The organism is Paraeggerthella hominis (genome assembly GCF_021044775.1).
In the GTDB taxonomy this organism is placed as follows: domain Bacteria; phylum Actinomycetota; class Coriobacteriia; order Coriobacteriales; family Eggerthellaceae; genus Paraeggerthella; species Paraeggerthella hominis.
On record NZ_JAJNOQ010000006.1, the window covers coordinates 140,463 to 164,457 of the forward strand.

Genomic DNA, 23,995 nt, shown 5'->3' on the forward strand with positions numbered 1-23,995 from the left:
CTGACATGACGCAAGAACAAGATCGGGGGGCTTCGGCCGTTCCGGCGGCGAAGGAGTCGGCGGCAAGCGCCGTCGCGAAGGATGCTTCCCGGGGCGATGAGGCGAGCGGTTTCGAGCAGCGTCGCGCGCGCACGCGCCGGTGGATTGCCGTGGGCGTGACGGCGGCGGTTCTGGTTGTGGCCGGAGCGGGGTTCTGGGTGTGGCACGAACAGCCGAGTTTCTGCAACGCTATCTGCCATACGCCGATGGACCCGTACGTGGAAGGATATTACTCGCAGGATCCGGCTCTTTTGTCGGCAGTGCACCAAGGTGCCGATGTTACGTGCATGGGATGTCATGTGCCTACGCTGAGCGAGCAGTTGGCCGAAGGCGCCGCTTGGGTGACTGGCGGATACGATTTGCCTCTTGAGCAGCGGAGCTTCGACGACGGATTCTGTCTGAACAAGGCGTGCCACGACACGTCGCGCGAGGGGCTTGCGGCCGCTACACAAGACCGTGCGTACAATCCGCACGAAGAGTACCATGGCGAGCGGTTGGCATGCGGCGACTGCCACAAGGTTCACGAACCGTCGGTCAATGCTTGCACGCAATGCCATGCCGACGCCGACGTTCCGGATAACTGGGAGGCTTACGGTTCTCGCTAGCCCACGTCCGAGCAGTGAAAGGCCGCGATCCCGTGCTGCAACGGGTCGCGGCCTTCGTGTTGCGCGAAATGCTAGCTTGCAGACGTGCTGCGGGCTCGATCCGCCTTCGTCGTGTTGTCGGGCAGCCCTGCCTTCGGCATATCGAGTGTGCCGGCCTTTTCACGACGGTGCAGGTCCCAGAGCATGAGCGCCGCGACGGCGATGAAAGCACTGCCTCCGATGACGCCGGTGGCCAACGGCCCCACGAAAGGGTTGCCGCCCGTTGCCGAGACCAGCAGCACGGCGCTCAGGAAGCCGTTGATGGCGCCGTGGCCGATGGCTGCGGCCAGGCAGCTGCCCGTGCGCACGGTGACGTACGTCAGGAAGATGCCGATAACGATGCAGAATACGCACATAGCGGCGATTCCCACGAACGGCCAGCCGGGATAGTCCGTGCCGTAGTTGTGCCCGATCGCGGTGATCGGCGCGTGCCAAAGCCCCCAAATTACGCCAGTGACCAGCAGCGTCGGCACAATGCGCAGACGCTCGGACACCTTCGGCACCAGATAGCCGCGCCAGCCCCATTCCTCGCCGAACGTTGTGACGATGTTGAGCGCGGGGGCCAGGAACACGGCGACGGGCAGTTGAACCAGCAGCATGGTACGCAGCTGGTCGGCGGGGATGTTTCCCGCGCCAGCCGCCGCGGCCGCCTGCTGTTGGGAAGCGATCATGGCGGACATGCTGGGGTCGAAGTCGTGCGGAAATACCAGGTAGTACGCGCCTGCTCCGATGACGGCCAACGCCGCCGGCGCGAACCATGCCACGACGAACCAGATCGCGGACTTCTTGAACCGCTTGGGTTTGATGACGCTGTTTTTGAAACCTTCGCGCGTGACCAGGCGCGTGATGAGCACGCCCAAGGCGGGGAAGAACATGGCCGCGCCGACGGCAAGCTGCGTAGCCATGGCCGGAACGCCCTCGATGGCGCCCGTTGCGAGTGGATACACAACGCCAAATTCGTATGCCCAGGTCAATATAAAGGTAACAACAAGAAATACCACGATTCGCTTCATGGTGCCCCCTCTCGATAGGCAAGGTGCGTCAGCTCCGCCTGGGCGCTTCGACCCGTTTCGACGCTGCAACTCGTTTCAGCGCTGCGGCTCGCTTTGCGGCACGCTTCACGCGCGTTGCCCTTGTGAACTTGCATCTTTGTTCCATCTGTTATAGCATAAATATAACAAACAGGAAAGAAATTTTGCGGCGAAATGAAAGTGGGGTGCGATCGGCGTGATCTTACGCATCGATCAGAAGGCGGAGGAGCCGCTGTACCTGCAAATACGCAGCCAGATTATCGGCGCCATCGCGCGAGGCGAGCTGGTTGCCGGCCAGGCGCTGCCCAGCGTGCGGTCGCTGGCAAGCGATTTGGGCATCAACCTGCATACCGTGAACAAGGCGTACGCCGTGCTTCGTGACGAGGGATACGTGCTCATGCGCGGTCGGTCGGGGGCGTTCATCGCCGATCCGTGCGAGGAGGATCGGGCCGATCGCATGCAGATCGAGCTGGCGAAAATGGAGGATGGGCTGTTCGAGCTGGCGCTGGCCCATCGTGCGCGCGGCGGCAGCTGGGGCGAGTTTCTGGAATGCGCGCAGGCTCAGGCGGCGCGCGCGTACGGAGCGGGCGAGCGCACGGATTGCCGAGGGGCGAACCCGTCGGCGTCGGCTGGCCGGTCGGGCGCTGCGCAGTGCGCTACCGTGCGCGGGGGATCCGGGGTTTTCGGGACGGAAGGATAAGGTATCGCTATGGAGGCACCTGCAACTAAATTCGCATCGGCGATGCTTGTTCTCACGATGTCGCTGGTCCCGCTGACCGGCCTCATGACGGTGGTGACGCCGTTTCTCATGCGGCGCGGCGAGGTCTTCGCGGTTACCGTGCCCGATGCAGCCGCGCGCGATCCGTACCTGCGGTCGCTCAAGCGCCGGTACGCGATCGCCATGCTGGGACTTACCGCAATCCTGACGGCCGTCGGCGCATGGGGCGCATGTATGCAGAATCCTGCCGTTACCCTTGCGACGCTTTGCGCGGGTACGCTGCTGATCTGCGCTTGCAGTTACGGACTGATGCTGTTCTTCCGCGCCAAGGTGAACGTTTATAAAAAGGAGCGCGGCTGGAAGGCCGAAGCGCAGGAGTCCGTGGCGGTGGTGGGCGACGCGCCGGTGCCTCGCGCGGTGTCGCTCAAGTGGAACCTGCTGTACGTGCCGGTCATGGCCGTTACGCTGCTCATCGGCGCGGTGGGCTATGCGCAGATGCCCGATCTGATTCCGCAACATGTTAACTTCCAGGGCGAGGTGACGGACTACATGGAGAAATCCCCGTTCGTGGTCCTGGCGCCCGTGCTCATAGTGGCTTTCATGGCGGCTTGCATGGCGTTTTCCCATTGGACTATCCTGCGGTCGAAGAAGCCATCCGACCCGGGTGCGCCCGCCACGTCTGCGCTGGCGTACGGTATGTTCGCGCGCGCTCAGAGCATTCTGCTGGTGGTGGGCGGCCTGATTCTCAGCTTGCTGGGGCCGGTTATGGAGCTTGCGTTCATCGGCGTGATTGGCATAGCTGAAGCGGGCGTGTTCGTGGTGGTGCTGGCGCTGGCGTTGGTGGTGGGATCCATCGTGATCAGCGTGGTGTACGGGCAAGGCGGCGCGCGCGTGTTCGCGCGCATGGGCGGCTCGGAAAAGCTCTTGGCCGACGATGACGAGCACTGGAAGCTGGGCGTGTTCTACTTCAACCCCGATGATCCCAGCCTGTTCTTGCCCGAACGGTTCGGCATCGGCTGGACCATGAACTGGGGACGCCCTGCGGTTTGGGCCATCATGGCGGGCGGGTTCGTGTTGACGGTGGCTTTCGTGGTTGCCGTTGCGGTCATGATGTAACGCCTGCTGCACCGTGCGGCGCTTTTCGCGAAAGAGGGCCGACGTTTGCCGTCGCTCGTCGCCGAAGATCGCACGTTTCGTTCGTGAAGGGCGCCATGCACCGCAATGTTGCCGCAGGGCGTTCGCCTGCGTTCTTTCGCGATGGGTTTGCTATCATAGAGCGCGAATACTTTGCGAAGGACGGAATCATATGGCGTTTTTGCTTGGCTGCGAGAAGGTTCGGGTGGAATTCCCGACCAAAGAGGTGTTCGAGAGCGTGTCTCTTGGCGTCGAGGAGGGCGATCGCGTTGGCATCGTCGGACGCAATGGCGACGGAAAATCGACGCTGCTCGCATTGCTGGCCGGTGCGCAAGATCCTGACGAGGGGCGCGTTCTAAGGAACGGGGCCGTGCACGTGGGCGTGTTGGCTCAGTCCGACGCCCTGCGCGATGAAGACACCGTCGAGCGCGCCGTTGTGGGAGATCGTGCTGAATACGAATGGGCGGGCGATGCGCGCATCCGCGAGATCATCGCCGGCTTGGCGTCCGACATTCCTTGGGATGCGCAGGTGGGCACGCTGTCCGGCGGGCAGCGCCGCCGGGTCGACCTGGTTCGCTTGCTTATCGGCGATTGGGACGTGCTTGCGCTTGACGAGCCCACGAACCACCTGGACGTGCGCGCCATCACCTGGTTGGCCGACCATCTGAAGCGTCGTTGGCGGCAGGGGCAAGGCGCTCTTTTGGTGGTCACGCACGATCGTTGGTTCCTTGATGAAGTGTGCACGAGCATGTGGGAAGTGCACGACAAGGTGGTCGAGCCGTTCGAGGGCGGGTACTCGGCGTACATCATGCAGCGCGTCGAGCGAGACAGGCTGGCGGCATTGGCCGAGCAGAAGCGGCAGAACGCGCTGCGCCGCGAGCTGGCTTGGCTGTCGCGCGGTGCCCGCGCTCGCGCAACGAAGCCGAAGTTCCACGTGGCAGCGGCTCAGGAGCTGATCGCCGACGTTCCTCCCTTGCGCAACGAACTGGAGCTCAAGCGTATGGCAATGGCGCGCCTGGGCAAGCAGGTGGTGGATCTGGAACACGTGACCGTGCGCTTCGACGGTGCCGACCAGCCGATTCTCGACGATGTGGAGTGGATTATCGGGCCGGGCGACCGCTACGGCATCGTGGGCGCGAACGGCGCAGGCAAGACCACGCTTCTACGCACCATTCAAGGACTGCAAGCGCCTACGTCCGGTTTGGTGAAGATTGGCAAGACCGTGCGTTTCGCCGTGCTGTCCCAGCACTTGGACGATCTGTCCAGTTTGGGCGACGATCGCGTGCGTCAGGTTATCGGGCGTTACAATCGCCGTACGATGCTCGACGGCAAGGAAATGACACCCGGTCAGCTGCTGGAGCGCTTGGGCTTCACGAACGCCGATCTGAATGAGCCGGTGTGCGATTTGTCGGGCGGCCAGAAGCGCCGCCTTGCCTTGATGCTGATTCTGCTGGATGAGCCGAACGTGCTCATCCTGGACGAGCCGGGCAACGATCTGGATACGGATATGCTTGCCGCAGTGGAGGACTTGCTGGATGCGTGGCCCGGCACGTTGCTGCTGGTCACGCACGATCGCTACCTTATGGAGCGCGTGACCGACCATCAGTTTGCCGTCATCGACGGCAAAATCCACCATCTGCCTGGCGGAGTCGAGGAATACCTGCGAATGACGGACGGCGGCCCGACCGGCAGCGGCGGTGCTCAAGCGTCCAAGCAGGCTTCGTCTGGCGGCGGACGCGGATCGGCGAGCGCCGCGGGCCGATTGGGCGGGAGCGGGGAGCCTGCTTCGGATTCGGCTTCCGCGGGCGCTTCTCTTTCGGGTGGGGAGATTCGCACGTTGCGCAAGCTGATGCAGTCGAACGAGCGGAAAATGGATACGCTGCGCAGCAAGATCGAAGGAGTGCGAGCGGAGATGTCGACGGCGGACCCCTCCGACTTCATGGCGCTCGGCGATTTGCAGGCGCGCATCAACGATCTGGAGGCGCAGGTCGACGCGCTCGAGGAAGAGTGGCTCGAGGCAGCGGAAAAGCTCGGCGAATAGGGCGCCGGGCCGGAGCCTCGGCAACGGCTCGGGGCTACGCGCAATAAGCGAGGGGCATTGTCGCCCCAAACGAACGCTTTGGCGCTGAAAACCGTCCGTTTGGGGCGACAATGTTCTCCGGCGTGCACCCGCACGGTGCCCGCCTCGGCCGGATGGTTGGGTGGGCTGCAGCGCGATTCCGAAGTGGATGCAAGGGGCGCACCGTGGCTGTCCGGGGTTCGTCTGGCTCGTTTGAAGCGCTATGATACAATGCGCGCATGGGACACGGGGAGGATAGCGTTCGCTCGTCGACGTGCGGGGCTGATCGGTATTTGCATACCGGTTCTCTTCTCGCGTTTAAAGCCACGTATCTAACGGGCTTCGTCCTTGCCTTTCTCGGAATTGGGCTTTACCGACTTTGGTATCAATTCAATTTCTACAATCTTCACTTTTCAGCTGATGTCGGAATGATAACGGTAGGTGCGAACATTGCTCGCGTTGCTGTTATCGCCGTTCTGGTCTTTTTGGTCTACAAGGCGGGCTTTTCGCGGGCGACGCGGGGTGTATTCGTATGGTCGGGTTTTCTTCTCATGACCGCTTCGAGTCTTCTGTACCTGCTTGACTTGTTTTTCGATAGTACGCAGTTCGAGGCGTTGCGCGTGGTGGTCGGCGGCGTTGGGCTGGTTGGCGGTGAAATTCTATGGATATTCTTTTTCGAGCGATTGAGGCCTGGCGAGGTGTTTTTCTATGCTGCCGGAGGGCTGGCCCTTTCATGCGTGCTCTCGTTGTTGATGGGCTACCTGGATGACGTGGTTGCAGGCATGATCAACTTGTTCGTTCCGGCGCTTTCCGTTTTCGCCTATTGGCAGGCTATGTCGGAATTGGATCGACGGGATAGGTTGAACGATCCGCGAGGGCCCTACGTGGTGAACAAGGAGGATTGCCTGTACGAGGAAAAGGATCTTTTAAAAGGTGTTTTGCAAGTTGCCGCAGCCTTTTTTCTGTATGCTTTGCTGCTGGGCATGGCGTTGGGGTATCCGGACGGTCGGCTACGCGAGCTTTCGCAAGCGGTTCGATCGATTCATCAGGTGCTCGTTGTTCTGATAATAGCGGTTGTTGTGTGGTTCGTGCTTGTTCGGGGGCGGGCATTCAAGCTGTCGGGGTACTGGCTGTTCCAAAATGCGCTCATGATGGCGAGCATCTGCTTTCTTATGAGCGGATGGGATGGTTCGGAAGAATCGAGTACGTTTTTGCTGGCGAATGCGGTCACCTGTTTCTACATTCCGCTGGTAGTGTTCATATGCTTTATCGGGCGACACGTCCATTGGCCAACGACGCTGGTATATGCCGCGTTGTACGGAGGGTCGTTGCTGTGCATGGCGGTTGGCCGTTTGATCGTGTACGCGGTGGGTCCAACGCTCGACCATAGTCTTTGGCTGCTCATCGTGATGGCGCTTGTGGTGCTAGTTGAAGCGACGTTGATACTGCGGCCTCACTTCATGGGGGATCACCCCGTTGGGTTCGAGCTTGATCGAATGGCGGAATGTGCGCCGTCCGAGCCTCAGGCGGCGCGCGAGGAAGATACCGTTGGAGCGTTTGCGGCAAATTGCGGATTGAATGAAACAGAATCAGCCATTGTTGCCCTGATTGCGCAAGGACGGAGCCGGAGCTTTATCGCTGAGGAACTGAACTATTCCGAGAATACGATACGAAACTACACGCGCACGGTTTACCGAAAAGCAGGCGTGCACTCTAAGCAGGAGCTTCTTGATAAGGTGTTGGACGGATCTCGCCCTCGGTCTTAAAGCGGCGAGTGCTCGACCTACTTGACGGCCGAGCACTCATATCGATTGCCGGGTTGCGAATGGGGTTAGGCTCCAAGCGCGTTTTTCGCGGCGTTCGTGCCGGCGGTTCGACCGAACGTGACGCAATCGGCTATAGCGTTTCCTCCCAACCGGTTGCTGCCGTGAATGCCGCCGGTGCATTCTCCGCACGCGAACAGGCCTTCAACCGGAGATCCGGAAGGGGCGAGCGCTCGGGTATCCACGTCGATGCGGACGCCGCCCATAGTGTGATGGACGGTGGGCACCTTGCGGCATGCGTACCAAGGCCCTTCGGTCAGTTGCTGGTCGGCGGTGTTTGTCGCCTTGAATCCGAAGGGATCCTCGGCTTCTCCGGACACTGTTTTGTTATAGCCGTCGATGGCCTCCTGCAGTTTGACTGCGTCCATCTTGGTTTTGCTGGCCAGGTCTTCAATGGTTTCCCCTTTGACGATGTGGCCGAGGGCGAGCATGTTCTCGATGGTTGCCCCGTTCGCATCAGGTTGCGTTTCCGAAGGATATCGAACTTTGTTAACGACGATCCAGTACGTGGAATCGGGCTGCGCAAAGATGGCCTTGCACAGGGTGTCGCGCTCGGCTCCTTCGTTGACGAAACGTTCGCCGTTTTTGTTCACGAAAATGCGATTGCGTCCTGACGTGCGGATGTCCTCCATAAGCCCGGTGCCTGGCGTGCCGCATGGATGTAGTTGGATATCGGGCAATCCCACCAGTTCTGCGCCGGCCGCTTCGGCCAGCTTGAGGCCTTCGCCTTGCGCGCACGGCTTGATGTTCGTGCAGCCTATGGAGTCATCCAGTTTGACATCGGCCCATACGCCGGTGTTGACGCGCTGGCGATACTCGACGTTTGCTCCGAATCCGCCGGTTGCGATGACGACGGATCGAGCCTGAACCGTGACAGGTTGCTTGCCGCGATGGACGGCCTTCACGCCCGCAACCTTGCCGCCCTCGGTTATGAGCTCCTGTGCTTGCATTTCGTTGAGAAGGGCCAGCTGATCGGGGTGATCTTCGATGAACTTTTGGAAAGACCGAATATACGTGTTGCCCGAAGGGGTTGCGGGATAATGACTGCGTTCTCCCAGGGAGCCGGTCGCCGAACCTACTTCGGGCTTGAATTCGACGCCGATCGACTCGAGCCAATGGACGGAATCGAGCGCGTTGTCGGTGAGGTATCGGATGAGCTCGGGCGTGCCTTGGCCGTGCCCTCCCTCGTAAGTGACTTCGTAAAACTTTTCAGTCGAATCTTCGATGCCCTGCTTTTGTTGACGCTCGGGGTCTACTGCGTTGAGCGCGCCTTCCGATACGTTTGTAGAGCCTCCGGTGATTCCGCATTTTTCGATGACGACGACTTTTGCTCCCGCTTGGGCTGCCGAAATTGCCGCGGTCAGCCCGGCTCCGCCGCCGCCGATCACGCAGACGTCGGCTGTATAGGAATCTTTGACGATATCTTCCGGCCCGGTGGCTTTCTCTAAGTCTTTGGCGGCTCCTGCCTGTCCCGCGCACTCTTTCACTCCTTGTTGCAGGCACATGCTGGACAGCGTGGCGCCGGTCACGGAATCCACGTTGAGCGTTTGGTGCTCTATGATTTGGCTTGCCAAGTCCTGAAGAGCCGATGCCCCTACTCCTAGAGATTCCTGGTTCGTGCTGGCATCGATGGCTGTGATTGCGGTGTCGGAAAACGTCACGTCGATGGTGAACGGAGCATTGTGCCCCGTCACTTGGGCGCTGTACGTGCCGGCCGTCCAGCTGCCGCCGCTCTTCCCCCCTGATGCGGGAGCCGTGCAGCCCGCGAGCCCAAGGCTTGTTAGGCCTCCGTACACGCCGAGAAACGCTGCGCCTTGCAAAAACGTTCTTCGACTTATAGAGGAATGCGTTTCCTGTTGGGTCATGATGCCCCTCCTTTCGCCCGTTTGAAAACGGGCTTTACGTGGTCCCTGCATCTTGGGACTCTACGGGCGGGAGGGTGCCACGGGATAGACGCAAAAGGTACTTTGCCCTGTCCAAAACGTACTTTTTGACGAATCTCATTCCTGCAGACGCCGGTTTGCGGTGTGCGGTTCGGTCAGATGGGTCGGCGTGAGCCTTGCGGCGAGGCTGGTCGTGCGACAGCGGCTTGACTTTGCTGTGAGCAGTGAGCGAAGCAGCGGAAAAGCTCGGCGAATAGGGCGCCGGGCTACAACCCCGGCAACAGCCAGGGGCTGCAACCCCGGCAACAGCCAGGGGCTGCAACCCCGGCAACAGCCAGGGGCTGCGTGCAATAAGCGAGGGGCATTGTCGCCCCAAACGGACGCTTTGGCGCCGAAAACCGTCCGTTTGGGGCGACAATGTTCTCCGGCGTGCACCCGCGCGGGCTGGCAGCCCCGATCGGGGCTGCCGAGCTATCGCCAGCTGGTTCCCGTGCGGTCGCGATCGCTCGTCGTGGGCTTCGGCGCCGGGGGCGGCACGGGCACACCGGGCGCGCCCGGTGCGGGCAGCTGCGAAGTCGGGTTCGTCCCGTGCGACCAGGGGTTGTTCTGCTGCTCGTCGGCTTTCGCCACCTTCATCCAGGCGTCCTCTTGGCGCGCCTCGGCAATCCAGTCTTCCTTCGACTTGGTGAACACGCTGCCGATCAGGCAAACGATGCCGCACAGGATGCCGCCCACCACGAACGCGATCCAGCTGATGTAGAACCCGCCTTGGCCGTCTCGGATAGCGTCTTTGAGCGCGCTTTTGTCCAGGCCGTCCCAGGTGCCAACCTGGTCGAACAGCGGAACGAAGCCCCACACCAGAAACACGATAGTAGCCAGCAGCATGATGCACCCGCAGATAACGCCCATGATGCGTTCGGCGCGCACCTGTTCAGGCGTTTTGACGATGGCGGACGGCGGCAGATCGGCTCCCAGGTCTTGGCGATGCGTAATGTAGGTAAGCTCGGACAGGTCGTACTTCGACTTTTGCATGCCGGCCCAAATGAGGATCCCCACGGCAAGAGCCATCGCGAACATGAACGGGCCCATGAGAAGCTCTTCCATGTGAATCCCGCGCACGACGTCGAAAGAGGCGTCTTCCGGAGATAGCCCTACCAGGAAAATGACGTCAAGCAGAATGAGCCCTACGCCTCCGGCGATCATGACGGGATAGCGCCGCCCGAATCGCTCGAGCGCGTCGGTGGAATAACGCGGCTCGATGGAGGGGTTGCGGCGCTTGAACTCCGCGTGATTCATTCCGCCGACGATGAGGAACATCACGCCCACGACCACGAACGACAGCAGTGCAACGGTTTGCAGGTTGCTCGGCCATCCGAAGGTCTCCAGCAGCGCGATCACGCCGACGCCTACCAAAATGAGCCCCACGCCCATCGCTATGGACAGGTTGTAGCGGTTCATGTGGCGGTCGTAGCTCTCGGTGTCGTTTTCCTTTACCACGTGCACGCTTCCGCGCATGAGGTCGTCGAGGTTCGTGTGGAACAGGTCGCACAGCGCAAGCAGCTTGTCCATTTCGGGGTAGTTCGTGCCGGCTTCCCATTTCGATACGGTCTGGCGCGATACGCCAAGCTGCTCGGCAAGCCCTTCCTGGGTCACGCCGTAGTGCTGGCGAAGGTAGACAAGGTTGTCGGCGAAGCTCATGTGGTTGGTCCCTTCTGTTTGATCTGATTCATGATACCCGAAGCGCGGCGCCGTACGCTGGGGTGGCTCGTATGATGCGATTGCGGGCTTGCCCGTTCCACCACTTTGGCGTTGCGTTTCGCTATTTTTTGCGCACGCTCAGGTTGCGTAGGCTGTGACCAGGTATTTTGTGTGCTAGATGTCCGTCTTGTCATCCTGCGAGACTGAAGAGTCTGCTCGCGGCATTTTGCGATGCGCCTCTTGTTGCGTCGCAGGATGCCGCGGAGGGGCTTGCGCTGCTGCGCGAACGTCCGCGAACCCGGGGCCTGTCAAATCTGGCCGCGCATCGGATTTGGCTCAAAATTGCGGACCTGCGCTCTTCGAGAAGGGCTTCTGCCGAGTATCGAATTTGTTGCACCATGATGAACTGGGCAGTTGATGCAACCGCTCAAAGCAATTGCGAATGATGGGTTGGTTGAGAAGCGCAGACCCGCAATTTTGAGCCGCGGACGGGCGCCCGGCGCGCACCGAAGGGCTGGCGGGTCGAAGGTGCTTCGACAAAGAAAGCGTTCCTTTCGAAACGACGGGCCGCCTGCAAAACGAGACGCCGTACCCGTTCGCGCTTTGCGTCCCGCGTCCTGCGCCTTGCGCCCTGTGCTTCACGTCAACGGCTTGCAAACTCTTCGCGGAGAAACAGTGGCGCGCGAAAACGGGCTTTACAATGAGGGGAGAACATACGAGAGCATACGGAAAAGAAGCGGGCTCGCGGGGAGTCCGCGAAGGAGGCAAACATGATCAAGCTTATCGCCAGCGACATGGACGGCACGTTCCTCGATGGAAGCGAGCGGGTGCCCGAAGGGTCGTACGATCTCATTTTGCGCCTGCGCGACGCGGGCATTCAGTTCGTCGCTTCGTCGGGTCGGCGCTTCGATACGCTGCATGAGTTGTTCGAGCCGGTGGCCGACTGCATGGACTTCGTGGCATCGAACGGCGCGCAGGTTATCGTTGGGGGCGAGTTGGTCGACTTAGAGGTGTTCTCGCATGCCGCCGTGCGCCGATTGACTCGCATCGTGGACCTGTTCGACACCATGCACCTGGCCCTGTTCGACGAAACCAGCAGCTACCTGCTTGACGACGAAGCGCGCTTCGAGCGCGAGGTGGACAAGAACCTGCCGAACCCGACGCGCGTATTGGCCGTGCCTTCCCCCACGACGAGCATCCTGAAGGCTTCGGTGTACTGCGACGAGGACGTGATGGATATGGCGTACATCCTCACGCGCGAGCTTGACGACGACTTCGTGTTCGCTCCGTCGGGGCGCAAGTGGATCGACGTCATGCAACGCGGCGTGAGCAAGGCGACGGGCATCCAGCAAGTGCTCGACGCGCACGGGCTTGCGGCGAACCAGATGATGGCGTTCGGCGATTCCATGAACGACTACGAGATTCTTCGCATGGCAGGTCAAAGCGTAGCCATGGGCAACGGTCGTTCCGCCATCAAGCAGATTGCGTCGAAAATCATCGGTCCGAACGTCGACAACAGCGTGCAGAAGGAACTGCGCGGGCTGCTGGAGGGCGCACGCAGCTAGCGGGAGCGGGCGGCGGCCGTCGACGAAGCGCGGCGTCTACAGCTCGGCTTGCGCGGAGCTGCTCACCCGCGCTTCGGGATCGCTGAACGTTTCGCGGTCGAGCTTGCCCACGGCGTTTGACGCGGTCACGCCGGCAACCATGGAATCGCTCACGTTGAGCGCGGTTCGCCCCATGTCGATCAGCGGCTCGACCGATGCCAGCAGGCCCACGATCTCGATGGGCAGCCCCATGGTTCCCAGAACGATGAGCGAGGCGAACGTCGCGCCGCCGCCCACGCCCGCTACGCCGAACGAGCTGATGACCACCACGGCTATCAAGCCGATGATGAACGTGGGCGAGAACACGTCGATGCCCACCGTGGGCGCGATGATGGTGGCCAACATGGCCGGATAGATGCCCGCGCATCCGTTTTGGCCGATGGACAGCCCGAAACTGCCGGAGAAGTTGGCCGTGGCGGAATCCACGCCCAGCGCGCGCGTCTGCGTTTCTATGTTGAGGGGCAGCGCTCCGGCGCTTGTGCGCGCCACGAAGGCGAAGCTCAGAACCGGGAAGGCCTTCTTCAGGTACATGAGGGGGCTGGTGCGGTTCGCCAGCAGGATCAGGCAGTGCACTGCGAACATGAACGCGATGGCCGCGTAGGATACCAGCACGAATTTTCCCAGATCAAGGATAGCGTTGTAGTCGCTCGTGGCCATGACGTGCGCGATGAGCGCCATCACGCCGTAAGGCGCAAGCCCCAGCACCATGGACACGATGCGCATGACGATGCCGTACAGGCTGTCGATCAGCTGCTTGAAAAACGATGCCTGGCCGGAGTCCTTGTCGCGCAGCTTGAGGTAGGCGATGCCGACGATGGCGGAGAAGATCACAACCGCGATAGTGGAGGTGGAGCGGGTGCCGGCCAAGTCCGCGAAGATGTTCGTGGGGATGAACGAGAGGATTTCCTGCGGCAGGGTGAGGTTCGCCACCTGCTCCTGGCGGCCTTGCAGCACGTCCATTTTCGCGGCGTCGACGCTTCCGCTGGTGAAGCTGGCTCCGGCAAGCCCCGTGAACGCGACCGACGCCCAACCGACTAGGGCCGATATCGCCACGGTTCCCATCAGCACGGCCAATACGATAGCGCCGATGCGACCGAGGTTCAGCGTGTCTTCGGTGCGGGTGAACGCGCCCACGATAGCCACGAACACAAGCGGCATGACAAGCATCTTCAAAAGCCCGATGTAGCCCTGCCCGACGATCGACATCCAGTCGAGCGCCACGGTGGCCGCTTCCGCTCCTCGGCCTGCGCCAAGCTGGATGCCGATGCCCAGCACGATGCCCATGCCTAAGGCGGCGAACACGCGCGGCGTGAATGCGACGCCTTTGCTTTTCAGGACCTTGAGTGCTGCCAAAAGCGCGACGAACGCGCCGAGGATGATGAAGGTTGACACTGCTGCTTCTGCGGACACGAGGACTCCCTTGCTGAGGGCCGCGCGCCGCACGGCCGATTGCGCGTAATTGTTTGCGTCATGCTAGCATACGCGGTCGGGTTGCGGCGCGCGTTTTTTGTCTACCGCTTGTTGAACGGCGTCAGCGTAGCCGGTAGGCCGCCGTCCATGATCAGCTTCGGCTCGCCTTCGATGAGCGGGCGGAAATAGGCGATCGCTTCGTCGGTGATGCCCTGGTAGTCCGGGCGGATCCATGCGGCGGGGAACTGCTTCACGAAGTTCGCGAACTCGCTGGCGGGACCGGCGAAGAACTCGGCATCGTAGCGACCCTCTGCTGCCGCCGCGGCGTTGCGGCGCACGCCCACCACCTGGCCGGTGAACGCGGGGTCGGCGCTGCGCATGTGCGCGCTCAATCCCAGGTCATAGGCTTCGTTCACGTCGACAAGGCTTTGGGCGAAGTTGCTCGACCGCGCGGCGCGCGACAGATCCTGCACCACGCCGCGCGGGACGATGCCCGCATCGACGATCATCTGCTTGAGCGTAGCTGCGGCTCCGCCCAGCACCGCGTGCGCAAAGCCGTCGTTGGCCGCTTCTCCGGCCGACAGGTAGGCGCCGTTGGCGTAGCGAGCGCCTTCGGATGCGACGATGTAGCATTCGCCCTTCTGGTCGAACTTCTTCTGCACCTCGGCCAAGAACGCATCCTTGTTGAACGGCGTTTCCGGCAAGATCAGCAGGTCGACGTCGCCGGTGACGCAGGTGCTTGCGGCCAGCCAGCCCGCATCACGTCCCATGACCTCGAGGACGAACACCTCCGGGCGGGTGTACGCGGCGTAATCCAAATACGTTGCATGCGTGATTTGGCAGGCGACCTTCGCCGCGCTGGGGAAACCGGGGCAGTGGTCCACGGGAACCAGGTCGTTGTCGACGGTTTTGGGTATGCCGATGAAACGCTTGCTGGGCGCGTGCTCCTGCGCCCACGATGCCAACGCGTCCACCGTGTCCATGGAGTCGTTGCCGCCGATGTAGAACATGGTGCTGATGTCGTGCGCGTCCATGACGTCGACGAGGCGGCGGTAATCGGCGTCGTTGCCGCGCTTGAGCTTGTAGCGACACGTGCCAAGCGCCGACGAGGGGGTTTGCTTGAGAACGTCGATATCTCGGCTGGGCAGATCGGTCAGGTCGTAGAGCTTGCCCGCGAGCGTGCCCTCGATGCCGTGCAGGCCGCCGAACACGCGGTTGTACACGGGGTTCAGCTGGTTGGCGCGAACGACGCCGGCCAAGCTGGCGTTGATGACGGCGGTGGGCCCGCCGGATTGCGCGACAAGACAATTCGCCATGATGCATGCTCCTGTTCTGCGGTGGTGCGGACGTGCGCCCCCGGCCGGTGCGCGGGGTAGCGTCCTATTATGATCGCACGGAACCGAAGCGGCTCCATTTCCTTGCGCTTTCCACGAGCAACGATTTTCGCGGCCGGGCGAGCGGCGGCGCGCGCTGCGAAACGCGGCGGCTCGGCAGCGGCGCGGCGCGGGCCGGCGGCGTTTCGCGGCGGGCCGGCGGGCGTGCTGCCAGGCGAACATGCGGGCAGCCGCATGCCCTCGCGGGACGCTCTCGCCCGTCTGTCCGTCCGTCCGGCCCTGCGCTACTTCGATCCTCGTAGCTGCACGGCAGGCACATGTGCGCGCAGCTCGGGCAGGAGCGCTTCAAGTTCGTCGACGTCCCATGCATGGAAACGCCCCGGGCCCGCAAGAACGCTTTCCGCGTCCAGGTAGTTTTGCAGGAACCAGCGGGGAGCGCCCTCGATCCAGCAAGCGATAGCGAGCAGATCGTCGGCCGCGTGCAGCTCCCGCATCACCGTGGTGCGAAACTCGAAGGGCACGTGCCCTTCCATCAAGAACTCGATCGAGGTCTGCACGGGCGCAAGGTCGAAGCCCGGCACGCCCACGGTTTCCGCATACCGGTACGGCGCGTTCTTCACGTCCATGGCCACGTAATCAACGAGATCGGCCTGGACGAGGGCGCGCAGTCGATCGGGGAAGCTGCCGTTGGTGTCCAGCTTCGTGGCGAACCCCCGATCGCGCACGCGCGACAGGAAATCTTCGATGCCTGGCTGCAAAAGCGGCTCGCCGCCTGTGACGCACACGCCGTCGAGCAGTCCTTGGCGCTTGTCCAGAAACGCGAAGAGCTCGTCGAGGGAAACGGCGTCGGGCGTGCGCGCCGCGTCGATCACCAGGTCGGCGTTGTGGCAGAACGGGCAACGGTAGTTGCACCCTGGAGTGAACACGGTGGCGGCCGTTTTGCCGGGGAAGTCCAGCAGCGTGAGCTTCTGCAATCCTGCGATGCGCATGAGCTAGCGCGCCTGTTCCGCATGGGGGCTGGCGGGCGCGGCGCCCGATGGGGGAAGGGGCTGGGCTTTGCCGGTCACGCGCCGGATGTCCAACGCCCACACCGAAGTGTTCGGCCCTTCGCAGCGCATGGCTTCGCCGATGTGCGCTTTGGCCTCGGGCACGTACTTCGTGCACAGATCCACCAACGCGCGCTTGAACTCGACCCCCGGCTCCACTTCGCGCATGGATCCGAACGCCATGGCGGACCGGTAGTACGTGGAGAAATCGCCGTTCGCGAAAAACGGAACCACGTCGGTTACGGCGGTGGCGCATGCGCGCGCGTCGCGCCGGAAGCAGTCGAACTTGAGGCCGCCCTGGTTCGTGGCGTGCACGTAGAGCGTGCTTCCGCGGCGCACGAACGAAAGCGGCACGCCGTAGGGGGCGCCGCTTTCGTCGACGGTCGACAGCGTGACGAACGCCGCATCGTCGAGCACGGCGAGCGCTTCGTCAGGGGAGAGGGCGCGGTCGGAGCGCCGCATGGGATGGTCGATCATAAAGGCTCCTTCGCTTGGGCCGGGCCCCGCGTCAAAAGGGATGCGGATCGCCTTCATCATAGACCGCCGCTTCCCTGGACGCAAATGCCGCGAGCCTCTTTCCGCTTGCCGAAATCCACGATGTCTGCGGAGTTGTGTTTTTTGCCGTCGGCGTTGGCGTTTGGGGCAGTTTGTTCTATTTTTGCAGGTCGCTTTTCATAGAACGCCAAAATGCCCATTTCTAAAACCCCAGGTGGAAAACCACAATATATTGATGCGCACTATAGTTCTGTATTCAACATATTGGTGACCCCCATTGACGATGGCAATTCTCGCAGGTATGGTGAAGCGGTTACCCGATACCCGACGCCTTATTCTTACCGGCTCCGAAATCAGCCCCTCCAAAGGCCTCGCGGACCGATCGAAGCAGATACGAAACGTACAGCAAAAGGAGCAGAGCATGTACCAGGTTCAAAAGCGTGACGGCATGATCGCGGAATTCGACATTGCCAAGATTTCGTCTGCAATCGCCAAGGCTTTCGATGCGCTGGAGAAGCAGTACCATCCGTCTACCATCGACCTGCTGGCCCTCAACGTGACCGCTCATTTCGAGCCGAAGATCAAAGACGGCATCATTTCGGTCGAAGACGTTCAGGACAGCGTGGAGGAGGTTCTTTCCACCGCCGGGTACGCCGACGTGGCGAAGTCCTACATCCTGTACCGTCGTCAGCGCGAGAAGGTGCGCAACGCCAACGCCACGCTTCTTGACTACAAGGACCTGGTCGATCAGTACGTGAAGGTGGAAGACTGGCGCGTGAAGGAGAACTCCACGGTCACGTATTCCGTCGGCGGCCTGATCCTGTCCAACTCGGGCGCCATCACGGCGAATTACTGGCTGTCGGAGATTTACGACGACGAGGTGGCGAACGCCCATCGCAACGCCGAGATCCATCTGCACGACCTGTCCATGCTGACCGGCTACTGCGCCGGCTGGTCGCTCAAGCAGCTTATTCAGGAGGGCCTTGGCGGCGTGCCCGGCAAGATCACGTCGAAGCCGGCCAGCCACTTGTCCAGCCTGTGCAACCAGATGGTGAACTTTTTGGGCATCATGCAGAACGAATGGGCGGGCGCCCAGGCGTTCTCCAGTTTCGACACCTACTTGGCTCCGTTCGTGAAGGCCGACGACCTGACGTACGAAGAGACGAAGCAGTGCGTCGAGTCGTTCGTGTTCGGCGTGAACACGCCGTCGCGCTGGGGCACGCAGGCCCCGTTCAGCAACATCACGCTGGATTGGGTGTGCCCTGCCGACCTGCGCGATCAGCCGGCCATTGTGGGCGGGCGCGAGCAGGCGTTCACGTACGGCGATTGCCAGCACGAGATGGACCTGGTCAACAAGGCGTTCATCGAGATCATGATCGAGGGCGATGCGAACGGCCGCGGCTTCCAGTACCCCATTCCCACCTATTCCATCACGCGGGACTTCGACTGGAGCGATACCGAGAACAACCGGCTGCTGTTCGAAATGACGTCGAAGTACGGCACGCCCTATTTCAGCAACTACATCAACTCGGACATGGAGCCGTCCGACGTGCGCTCCATGTGTTGCCGTCTGCGCCTTGACCTGCGCGAGCTGCGGAAGAAGTCCGGCGGCTTCTTCGGGTCGGGAGAGTCTACGGGCTCCATCGGCGTGGTGACCATCAACATGCCCCGCATCGCCTACCTGGCAACCGACGAAGCCGATTTCTACCGCCGCCTCGATCACCTCATGGACGTTTCTGCGCGCTCGCTGCATACCAAGCGCCAGGTCATCGCCAAGCTGTTGGACGCGGGCCTGTATCCGTACACGAAGCGCTACCTGGGCACGTTCGAGAACCACTTCAGCACCATCGGATTGGTGGGCATGAACGAGGCGTGCCTGAACGCCGCATGGCTGCGCGCCGACATGACGCAGGGTCCCGCCCAGGCGTTCACGAAGGACGTGCTCAACCACATGCGCGACCGTCTGGCCGATTACCAGGAGAAATACGGGGACCTGTACAACTTGGAGGCAACGCCTGCCGAGTCCACCACGTATCGATTCGCCAAGCACGACAAGGCTCGCTTCCCCGAGATCATCACGGCGAACGACCAGGGTACGCCGTACTACACGAACTCGTCGCACTTGCCGGTCAACTTCTCCGAGGATATCTTCAGCGCGCTTGACGTGCAGGACGAATTGCAGACGCTGTACACGTCGGGGACCGTGTTCCATGCGTTTTTGGGCGAGAAGCTGCCCGACTGGCAGAGCACGGCCACGCTGGTGCGCAAGATCGCGCAGAACTACAAGCTGCCGTATTACACCATGTCGCCGACGTATTCCGTGTGCAAGAACCACGGCTACATTGCGGGCGAGGTGTACGAGTGCCCGTGCTGCCACGAGGAAACGGAAGTGTACTCGCGCATTACCGGCTACTATCGTCCGGTGAAGAACTGGAATGACGGCAAGGCGCAGGAGTTTGCCGATCGCGTCGAGTACGATTTGGGGCATTCCCGTCTGACGCACCAGGGCGTGCAGATGACGGCGGCGGCCGAGAAGGCGGGGCAGGCGGGGTCGCATGTGACGGTGGCGGACGTTGCGCCCCATGCTGCAGCGGCGGATGTCGCAAGTATTGAGACGGTTCCGACCGCGCCGGCGCATAGCTCGTTGCCCGCGGGCTTGTACCTGGTTGCCACGCGCACGTGCCCGAACTGCAAGTTCGCCGCGGCGCAGATGGACGAAGCCGGCATCGTGCACGAAGAGCTGCTGGCCGAGGAGAACGCGGAGCTTGCGCAGCGGTACCGCATCATGCAGGCGCCGACGTTGCTGGAGGTTGCGGCCGACGGGTCCGTGGACGTTGTCGCGGGAGCCGCCTCGGTGTTCCAGCGCATCAACGCTATGAAGGCCCAGGTGCCGGCGTAGCGTTCCCAAGCTGATTCCCGGCGGGTTCGCCGGTTCGAGGAAAGGGCGCACGGCAAGCATACACGTGCAACGCAGCGGCATATTCGCAGCATGCGCCCAGCAAGTCGAAAGGGCCCGGATCGGATCGATCCGGGCCCTTTTGGTGCGCGGGGTTCGGGAGATCAAGAGATCTCTTCGAGCGTGTACAGCACAGGGAATCGAGGTGTATTGGCTTCGCTGGCAGCCCTTCGGGACTCAAGGTACTCGCTGTATGCCTGCTCGAAATTGTCTACGGGGGCCAGCCGGTACGTTTTGCTCTGGGTGCTGCCATCGGTGAATGTTGCAGTAAGTATGAGTTTTGCTTTCGAGATCACCGTAGCGTCGTGGAGGGCGAGTGCCAGGTCCAGTGTTTCCCGCGCTTTAACGGACGCAACGCGTTGATCTTCGGGTATAAACCCTCCCGAGTATGTGTTTTGCGAAGTGACGGCCTTGCACTCGTTCCATGCGTCGATCAATGCGCCATCGAGCGTGTAATTCAGGTATATTTCATGATGGAGGCTGTCGGTGGAACTCATGTCCTGGTTTTCATACGAGATCGTAAACTCGCTCGACTGATCATTGGTTGCCATGACGGTACCGATGTCGGGTTTTGCTTCATGGGCCGCTTCGGTTAGCTGCCAGTTGTTGAAAGACACGCCCTCGCCTTCAATCCGGTACGTCAGGGATGCTATATTGGAACCCGTGCAGGTGAGGTTGAGGTTGTACGAGCGGGATGAATCGATATCTCCTGTATATGAATCGATATCTGCATCGTAGCGTGGGCCTACCGATGCTCGAACAGGAAAGAAGTCTTCAAAATCAAGAGCGACGGGTCCTTTCTGCAATGCGCCACCCTCGTCGGCAAACGCCGCCATCTGGAAATAGTTTTCCGATGCGCCGCGTTGCGCATCTTCGATTGGATCGTGTTGCGCGACGAGCGGGCCGATTGCCATGATGCCGACGCCAGCGACAAGTGCGAAACATGCTGCGATCGCCAAGTTTTTCATTCGAGACCGCTTGGCGGCGAACGCTCGTGGAACGGGGGCTTTGTTTGCCGCAGCGTGTGGCGTTGGTTGCGGATGCTCGTCTTCCGGGGTTGCTTGCGCGCGAATGGCGGCGGCTTCGGCTAGGACGTCACATTGCAGATGAACGGGCGCATGGGCTTTCTTCATCATCGAACGGTAGTCGTCGAGGTTCGGTTGCTTTCGGCTCGCGGTCATAGGGGGCCTCCTTTCTGGGACCGGTGCGGTTCGAGGAGTTGTTTGCGGGTGGGCTGACGAGCGGTGCGTCATGGGGTTCCAGACGATCCTTTATTTGCTGGCGAGCACGGTGCAGACGCGTGCGCACGGTGGCTGGCTGACATTGCATGATGTGCGCTATCTCGTCGGTTGAGTATCCTTCGACGTAAAACAGGTGTACTGCAATCCGCAAGTTCTCGGGCAGCGCGCCTACCACGTCCCATATTTCGGCGCGAAACGCGCTCGGCGCAGCTGTGTCGGCGTGTTCTTGCTCGAACGGTCCCGTTCGGCGTTTCCATGCGGTGCGTGCGAGGTCGCGGCATCGGTTGATGGTCACGCGCAGCAGCCAGGCTTTCAGGTGCTCGTCATTTGAGAACGCGGTTGTGTCTTTGAGCAGGCGCAAGAACACATCTTGGTAGATGTCGTCTGCATCGACGGGCGATCCTGTTTGTGCGAGTCCGACGCGGTAGGCTGCATCGCCGAACAACTGCATGGCTCGTGTCAGGAATGCGTCGGATCGCAGCGCTTTGTCCGAAGATCGTGCATCGTTGGCAGTGGGCTGGGGGTTGTCCTTGTTTTCTTGGGTGGATCGTTTTCCTATTTGCATCAATTCACCTCCTTGTCGATAATACGGCGCAGGGGCGCTTATTGTTCCAAAGGCTTTGTTTTATGCGCCTCTCTTTGCTTGTTTGCCCCAAGCCAAGCGCTAGGCAATCTCCCGGTCTTTTCTTTGACCGGGAGATTGCCGTAATGATTCCGAAAGTAAGAGTGCAGAAGATCGATTCAGATCCTTTTGCCTGCGTTCAGGGCTCGGGGCTACGACGCGTCTACTTCGGTGATGGTGTACAACCGGGGCATGTCGGGGCGGGTGATCCCGTTCGAATTCCCCTGCTCGCGTTCCTGCTTGGCGGCCTCGTTTCGCGCGTCCCAAAAGGTTGAATATGCTTCGGCAAAGGTGTCGATGGGCGCGATGACGTATGTTTTCGATTGGGATGTGCCGTCGGAGAACGTGGCGGTTACGGTAAGGCGCGACGCGCTGATCTCGCGCGCGGCGCCGGTTTCTACGGCCGTATCGAGAAGCTTGGCTAGATCGTCGGTGTGCTCTATCGTGGTGATGTGGTGCATGGCGTCGATGGCGTCTTGCGGCAAGGGGAATCCTACGTACAGGTGGACGATCTGATTCTTGTAGAGGTGCTTGAACTCTCCGTTGGGATCCCATTGTTCGTCGTATCCTACGGTGAACGACTTCCGGTAATGGAATGCCTTTCCGTCCCCTTCTCGTTCTTCAAGCGGGATGGATGACATGGTTGGATCGAGGAATTCGAAATACGAACGATCTCCTTCTATTTCGTACGTGAGGGATTCAATGTTCTGTCCGGAGCACTTGAGGTTGAAGGCGAACTTGTAGCCGGCCCATTCGGGTCCCCAGAACGTGCCGTCTGCTGGGTTGTACCAAGACCCGCTGTAGCCCCCGCCGCCGCGAAATAAAGACGAGTTTAAAAGCACTGTGTCTCCTCCTTCGGAGCCTTCGGCCGCGTATGCTTCGAGCGTGAACGAGTTGGGCTTGTCGGACAGCTGGTTGAACGAGAATAGCTGCTCGGGAAGCTCGACCATTCCGCTGGCGAATGCGACGCCGGTGGTAAGGGCCACTGCGCAGAATGCTGCCACGGCGGCCTTGAACGCGAAGCTCGGCTGCGTTCGACGAGCCCTTGGGCGCGGTCGCGGTTTCGGGCCGGTTTCCGCAGCGTGCTCCTTTCGTGCCTCTCGCATCACGCGAGCGTGCACGCGATCGGGGAGCTCAACGTCGTTCATCAGCGAGCGATACTCGTCCCAGTTCGATTGCTTCACGTTCCGCCTCCTGTTCCAGATCGAGTTTGAGCCGTTTGCGCGCGCGATGCAGGCGCGTGCGTATGGTGGCTGGCTTGCAGTCCAGCATGCGGGCGATGTCTTCGAGGGAGTATCCCTCGTAATAGTGCAGGTGCACGATAAGGCGCAGATTCTCGGGCAGCCGTCCAACGGCCGCCCACGTTTCGCTTGCGAACAGCTCCTGTTCGGGCGCTTCGAGGCTTGTGAACGCGGGGTCGTCGGAATCCGTGGCGAACACGCGCCGCCGCCAGGCGGATCGGCGAAGTTCCCGGCACCGGTTGATGGTGACTCGGATGAGCCAGGCTTTCAGGTGCTCGTCGCTGCGAAAACAGGTGTTGTCTTTGAATAGCTTCAAGAACACGTCTTGCACCACGTCGTCAGCATCGCAGGTTGAGCGCGTCTGGCTGAGCGCAAGGCGATACGCCATGGGCCCCCATGCGCCCATGGCGCGCTCCATAAACGATTCCGATCGGCAGTTCTCATCCATCCGCATCACCTTTCTATGGTTCTAACATGCGACAGGATGGCAAAACGTTTCAACCGGTTGAGAATTCGGCGAGATTCTTGTAGCTTGCTGCGGAATGAGGCGAAGGGGCGCTTGCAGCGGCCCGATTCTGGTGCCGGGGCGCGTGACGCTCCCCTCCGCTGTCAAAACGAGCGAGTTTTGCGGCGGTTTTCGGCCCTTTCGGGGCGACCCGGCTGCGGGCGTTTTGCAACATGCCAGGTCAGAAGCTTGCCGCTGGCCATTATCCTGATTCGAGGACCAGTAAAACTCGTCCGTTTTGACAGCGACGGCTACAACGGCGAATGCGGGCGTCGCGCAACGGTTCGCGCGGCTCCCGTTGTCGCCGCGCGTGAAAAGAGCCGGCGCCTTTTGCGGGCTCCGGCTCCAAAGGAAGGGTCTGTCGACGCAGCTCAAGCGCGTCGACCTGATGATGGGGGGTGTTTCTATGGTTTTGTCAATTGCTTTTTCGGGATCGGGCCGTTTGATTCGGGCATGCTCGCGCAAACCCCGGCGGCAGGGCTCTTCTTCGGCGATTCGGCCGAGGACTAGGC

19 protein-coding genes are annotated in these 23,995 nt (G+C 61.3%); 8 read left to right on the forward strand and 11 right to left on the reverse strand.

Annotation, left to right across the window (positions count from 1 at the left end; translation table 11 throughout):
* Window positions 1-5 precede the first annotated feature (5 nt).
* Window positions 6-644 (forward strand): cytochrome c3 family protein, encoded by a 639-nt coding sequence (locus LQE90_RS08215; RefSeq protein WP_216529397.1) that lies wholly within the window; start codon window positions 6-8, stop codon window positions 642-644.
* A gap of 71 nt (window positions 645-715) precedes the next feature.
* Here the strand turns inward: LQE90_RS08215 and LQE90_RS08220 are convergent, their stop codons facing one another.
* On the reverse strand, window positions 716-1,696 hold the full coding sequence (locus LQE90_RS08220) for a CPBP family intramembrane glutamic endopeptidase (protein WP_216529398.1): 981 nt from the start codon (window positions 1,694-1,696) through the stop codon (window positions 716-718).
* Between the two features lie 214 nt (window positions 1,697-1,910).
* Between LQE90_RS08220 and LQE90_RS08225 the strand changes: the two genes are divergently transcribed.
* From LQE90_RS08225 to LQE90_RS08240, 4 genes are all read left to right on the forward strand, one after another.
* Window positions 1,911-2,414 (forward strand): GntR family transcriptional regulator, encoded by a 504-nt coding sequence (locus LQE90_RS08225; protein WP_216529399.1) that lies wholly within the window; start codon window positions 1,911-1,913, stop codon window positions 2,412-2,414.
* A 9-nt stretch (window positions 2,415-2,423) separates the two neighbouring features.
* Window positions 2,424-3,548: a DUF1648 domain-containing protein gene (locus LQE90_RS08230; protein ID WP_216529400.1), complete on the forward strand. Its 1,125-nt coding sequence runs from the start codon at window positions 2,424-2,426 to the stop codon at window positions 3,546-3,548.
* A gap of 190 nt (window positions 3,549-3,738) precedes the next feature.
* Window positions 3,739-5,607, forward strand: a complete 1,869-nt coding sequence (locus tag LQE90_RS08235; protein WP_216529401.1) for an ABC-F family ATP-binding cassette domain-containing protein — start codon at window positions 3,739-3,741, stop codon at window positions 5,605-5,607.
* Between the two features lie 311 nt (window positions 5,608-5,918).
* Window positions 5,919-7,391 carry a helix-turn-helix transcriptional regulator gene (locus LQE90_RS08240; protein WP_231088261.1) on the forward strand — a complete coding sequence of 491 codons (1,473 nt, stop codon included), beginning with the start codon at window positions 5,919-5,921 and terminating at the stop codon, window positions 7,389-7,391.
* A 65-nt stretch (window positions 7,392-7,456) separates the two neighbouring features.
* On the opposite strand, the gene LQE90_RS08245 is transcribed toward LQE90_RS08240, so the two are convergent.
* A complete protein-coding gene (locus tag LQE90_RS08245) occupies window positions 7,457-9,313 on the reverse strand; it encodes a flavocytochrome c (RefSeq protein ID WP_216529403.1) in 1,857 nt (618 codons plus the stop codon).
* Between the two features lie 489 nt (window positions 9,314-9,802).
* Window positions 9,803-11,029 carry a helix-turn-helix domain-containing protein gene (locus LQE90_RS08250; protein WP_216529404.1) on the reverse strand — a complete coding sequence of 409 codons (1,227 nt, stop codon included), beginning with the start codon at window positions 11,027-11,029 and terminating at the stop codon, window positions 9,803-9,805.
* Between the two features lie 770 nt (window positions 11,030-11,799).
* Here LQE90_RS08250 and LQE90_RS08255 point away from each other — a divergent pair.
* Window positions 11,800-12,594 carry a Cof-type HAD-IIB family hydrolase gene (locus LQE90_RS08255; RefSeq protein WP_216529405.1) on the forward strand — a complete coding sequence of 265 codons (795 nt, stop codon included), beginning with the start codon at window positions 11,800-11,802 and terminating at the stop codon, window positions 12,592-12,594.
* A gap of 36 nt (window positions 12,595-12,630) precedes the next feature.
* Here LQE90_RS08255 and LQE90_RS08260 read toward each other — a convergent pair whose 3' ends face one another.
* From LQE90_RS08260 to LQE90_RS08275, 4 genes are all read right to left on the reverse strand, one after another.
* Window positions 12,631-14,043, reverse strand: coding sequence for an L-cystine transporter (locus LQE90_RS08260; RefSeq protein WP_231088262.1), 1,413 nt, complete (start codon window positions 14,041-14,043; stop codon window positions 12,631-12,633).
* Window positions 14,044-14,144: 101 nt separating this feature from the next.
* The gene (locus LQE90_RS08265; RefSeq protein WP_216529406.1) at window positions 14,145-15,359 is read right to left on the reverse strand and encodes a diphosphate--fructose-6-phosphate 1-phosphotransferase; all 1,215 of its coding nucleotides are present in this window, start codon (window positions 15,357-15,359) and stop codon (window positions 14,145-14,147) included.
* A gap of 302 nt (window positions 15,360-15,661) precedes the next feature.
* The gene (locus tag LQE90_RS08270) at window positions 15,662-16,366 is read right to left on the reverse strand and encodes an anaerobic ribonucleoside-triphosphate reductase activating protein (RefSeq protein ID WP_216529407.1); all 705 of its coding nucleotides are present in this window, start codon (window positions 16,364-16,366) and stop codon (window positions 15,662-15,664) included.
* Between the two features lie 3 nt (window positions 16,367-16,369).
* Window positions 16,370-16,900, reverse strand: coding sequence for a pyridoxamine 5'-phosphate oxidase family protein (locus LQE90_RS08275; RefSeq protein ID WP_216529408.1), 531 nt, complete (start codon window positions 16,898-16,900; stop codon window positions 16,370-16,372).
* Window positions 16,901-17,339: 439 nt separating this feature from the next.
* On the opposite strand from LQE90_RS08275, the gene LQE90_RS08280 reads away from it, so the two are divergent.
* Window positions 17,340-19,817: a ribonucleoside triphosphate reductase gene (locus tag LQE90_RS08280; RefSeq protein WP_216529409.1), complete on the forward strand. Its 2,478-nt coding sequence runs from the start codon at window positions 17,340-17,342 to the stop codon at window positions 19,815-19,817.
* Window positions 19,818-19,978: 161 nt separating this feature from the next.
* Here the strand turns inward: LQE90_RS08280 and LQE90_RS08285 are convergent, their stop codons facing one another.
* The 4 genes from LQE90_RS08285 to LQE90_RS08300 form a co-directional block, all read right to left on the reverse strand.
* On the reverse strand, window positions 19,979-21,055 hold the full coding sequence (locus LQE90_RS08285; RefSeq protein WP_216529410.1) for a hypothetical protein: 1,077 nt from the start codon (window positions 21,053-21,055) through the stop codon (window positions 19,979-19,981).
* The gene (locus tag LQE90_RS08290; RefSeq protein WP_231088263.1) at window positions 20,970-21,680 is read right to left on the reverse strand and encodes an RNA polymerase sigma factor; all 711 of its coding nucleotides are present in this window, start codon (window positions 21,678-21,680) and stop codon (window positions 20,970-20,972) included. The genes LQE90_RS08285 and LQE90_RS08290 overlap by 86 nt, the downstream gene beginning before the upstream one ends.
* A gap of 209 nt (window positions 21,681-21,889) precedes the next feature.
* Window positions 21,890-22,921, reverse strand: a complete 1,032-nt coding sequence (locus LQE90_RS08295) for a hypothetical protein (RefSeq protein ID WP_216529411.1) — start codon at window positions 22,919-22,921, stop codon at window positions 21,890-21,892.
* Window positions 22,872-23,426, reverse strand: coding sequence for an RNA polymerase sigma factor (locus LQE90_RS08300; RefSeq protein ID WP_114567361.1), 555 nt, complete (start codon window positions 23,424-23,426; stop codon window positions 22,872-22,874). The genes LQE90_RS08295 and LQE90_RS08300 overlap by 50 nt, the downstream gene beginning before the upstream one ends.
* A 246-nt stretch (window positions 23,427-23,672) precedes the next feature.
* Between LQE90_RS08300 and LQE90_RS08305 the strand changes: the two genes are divergently transcribed.
* Window positions 23,673-23,993 (forward strand): hypothetical protein, encoded by a 321-nt coding sequence (locus LQE90_RS08305; protein ID WP_216529412.1) that lies wholly within the window; start codon window positions 23,673-23,675, stop codon window positions 23,991-23,993.
* Window positions 23,994-23,995: the final 2 nt, after the last annotated feature.

Bases quoted from the DNA above. Each gene is read 5' to 3' on its own strand.
- LQE90_RS08215 (WP_216529397.1), top strand. From the start codon at position 6: ATGACGCAAGAACAAGATCGGGGGGCTTCGGCCGTTCCGGCGGCGAAG.
- LQE90_RS08220 (WP_216529398.1), bottom strand. From the start codon at position 1,696: ATGAAGCGAATCGTGGTATTTCTTGTTGTTACCTTTATATTGACCTGG.
- LQE90_RS08230 (WP_216529400.1), top strand. From the start codon at position 2,424: ATGGAGGCACCTGCAACTAAATTCGCATCGGCGATGCTTGTTCTCACG.
- LQE90_RS08235 (WP_216529401.1), top strand. From the start codon at position 3,739: ATGGCGTTTTTGCTTGGCTGCGAGAAGGTTCGGGTGGAATTCCCGACC.
- LQE90_RS08245 (WP_216529403.1), bottom strand. From the start codon at position 9,313: ATGACCCAACAGGAAACGCATTCCTCTATAAGTCGAAGAACGTTTTTG.
- LQE90_RS08250 (WP_216529404.1), bottom strand. From the start codon at position 11,029: ATGAGCTTCGCCGACAACCTTGTCTACCTTCGCCAGCACTACGGCGTG.
- LQE90_RS08255 (WP_216529405.1), top strand. From the start codon at position 11,800: ATGATCAAGCTTATCGCCAGCGACATGGACGGCACGTTCCTCGATGGA.
- LQE90_RS08265 (WP_216529406.1), bottom strand. From the start codon at position 15,359: ATGGCGAATTGTCTTGTCGCGCAATCCGGCGGGCCCACCGCCGTCATC.
- LQE90_RS08270 (WP_216529407.1), bottom strand. From the start codon at position 16,366: ATGCGCATCGCAGGATTGCAGAAGCTCACGCTGCTGGACTTCCCCGGC.
- LQE90_RS08275 (WP_216529408.1), bottom strand. From the start codon at position 16,900: ATGATCGACCATCCCATGCGGCGCTCCGACCGCGCCCTCTCCCCTGAC.
- LQE90_RS08280 (WP_216529409.1), top strand. From the start codon at position 17,340: ATGTACCAGGTTCAAAAGCGTGACGGCATGATCGCGGAATTCGACATT.
- LQE90_RS08285 (WP_216529410.1), bottom strand. From the start codon at position 21,055: ATGACCGCGAGCCGAAAGCAACCGAACCTCGACGACTACCGTTCGATG.
- LQE90_RS08290 (WP_231088263.1), bottom strand. From the start codon at position 21,680: ATGCAAATAGGAAAACGATCCACCCAAGAAAACAAGGACAACCCCCAG.
- LQE90_RS08300 (WP_114567361.1), bottom strand. From the start codon at position 23,426: ATGGATGAGAACTGCCGATCGGAATCGTTTATGGAGCGCGCCATGGGC.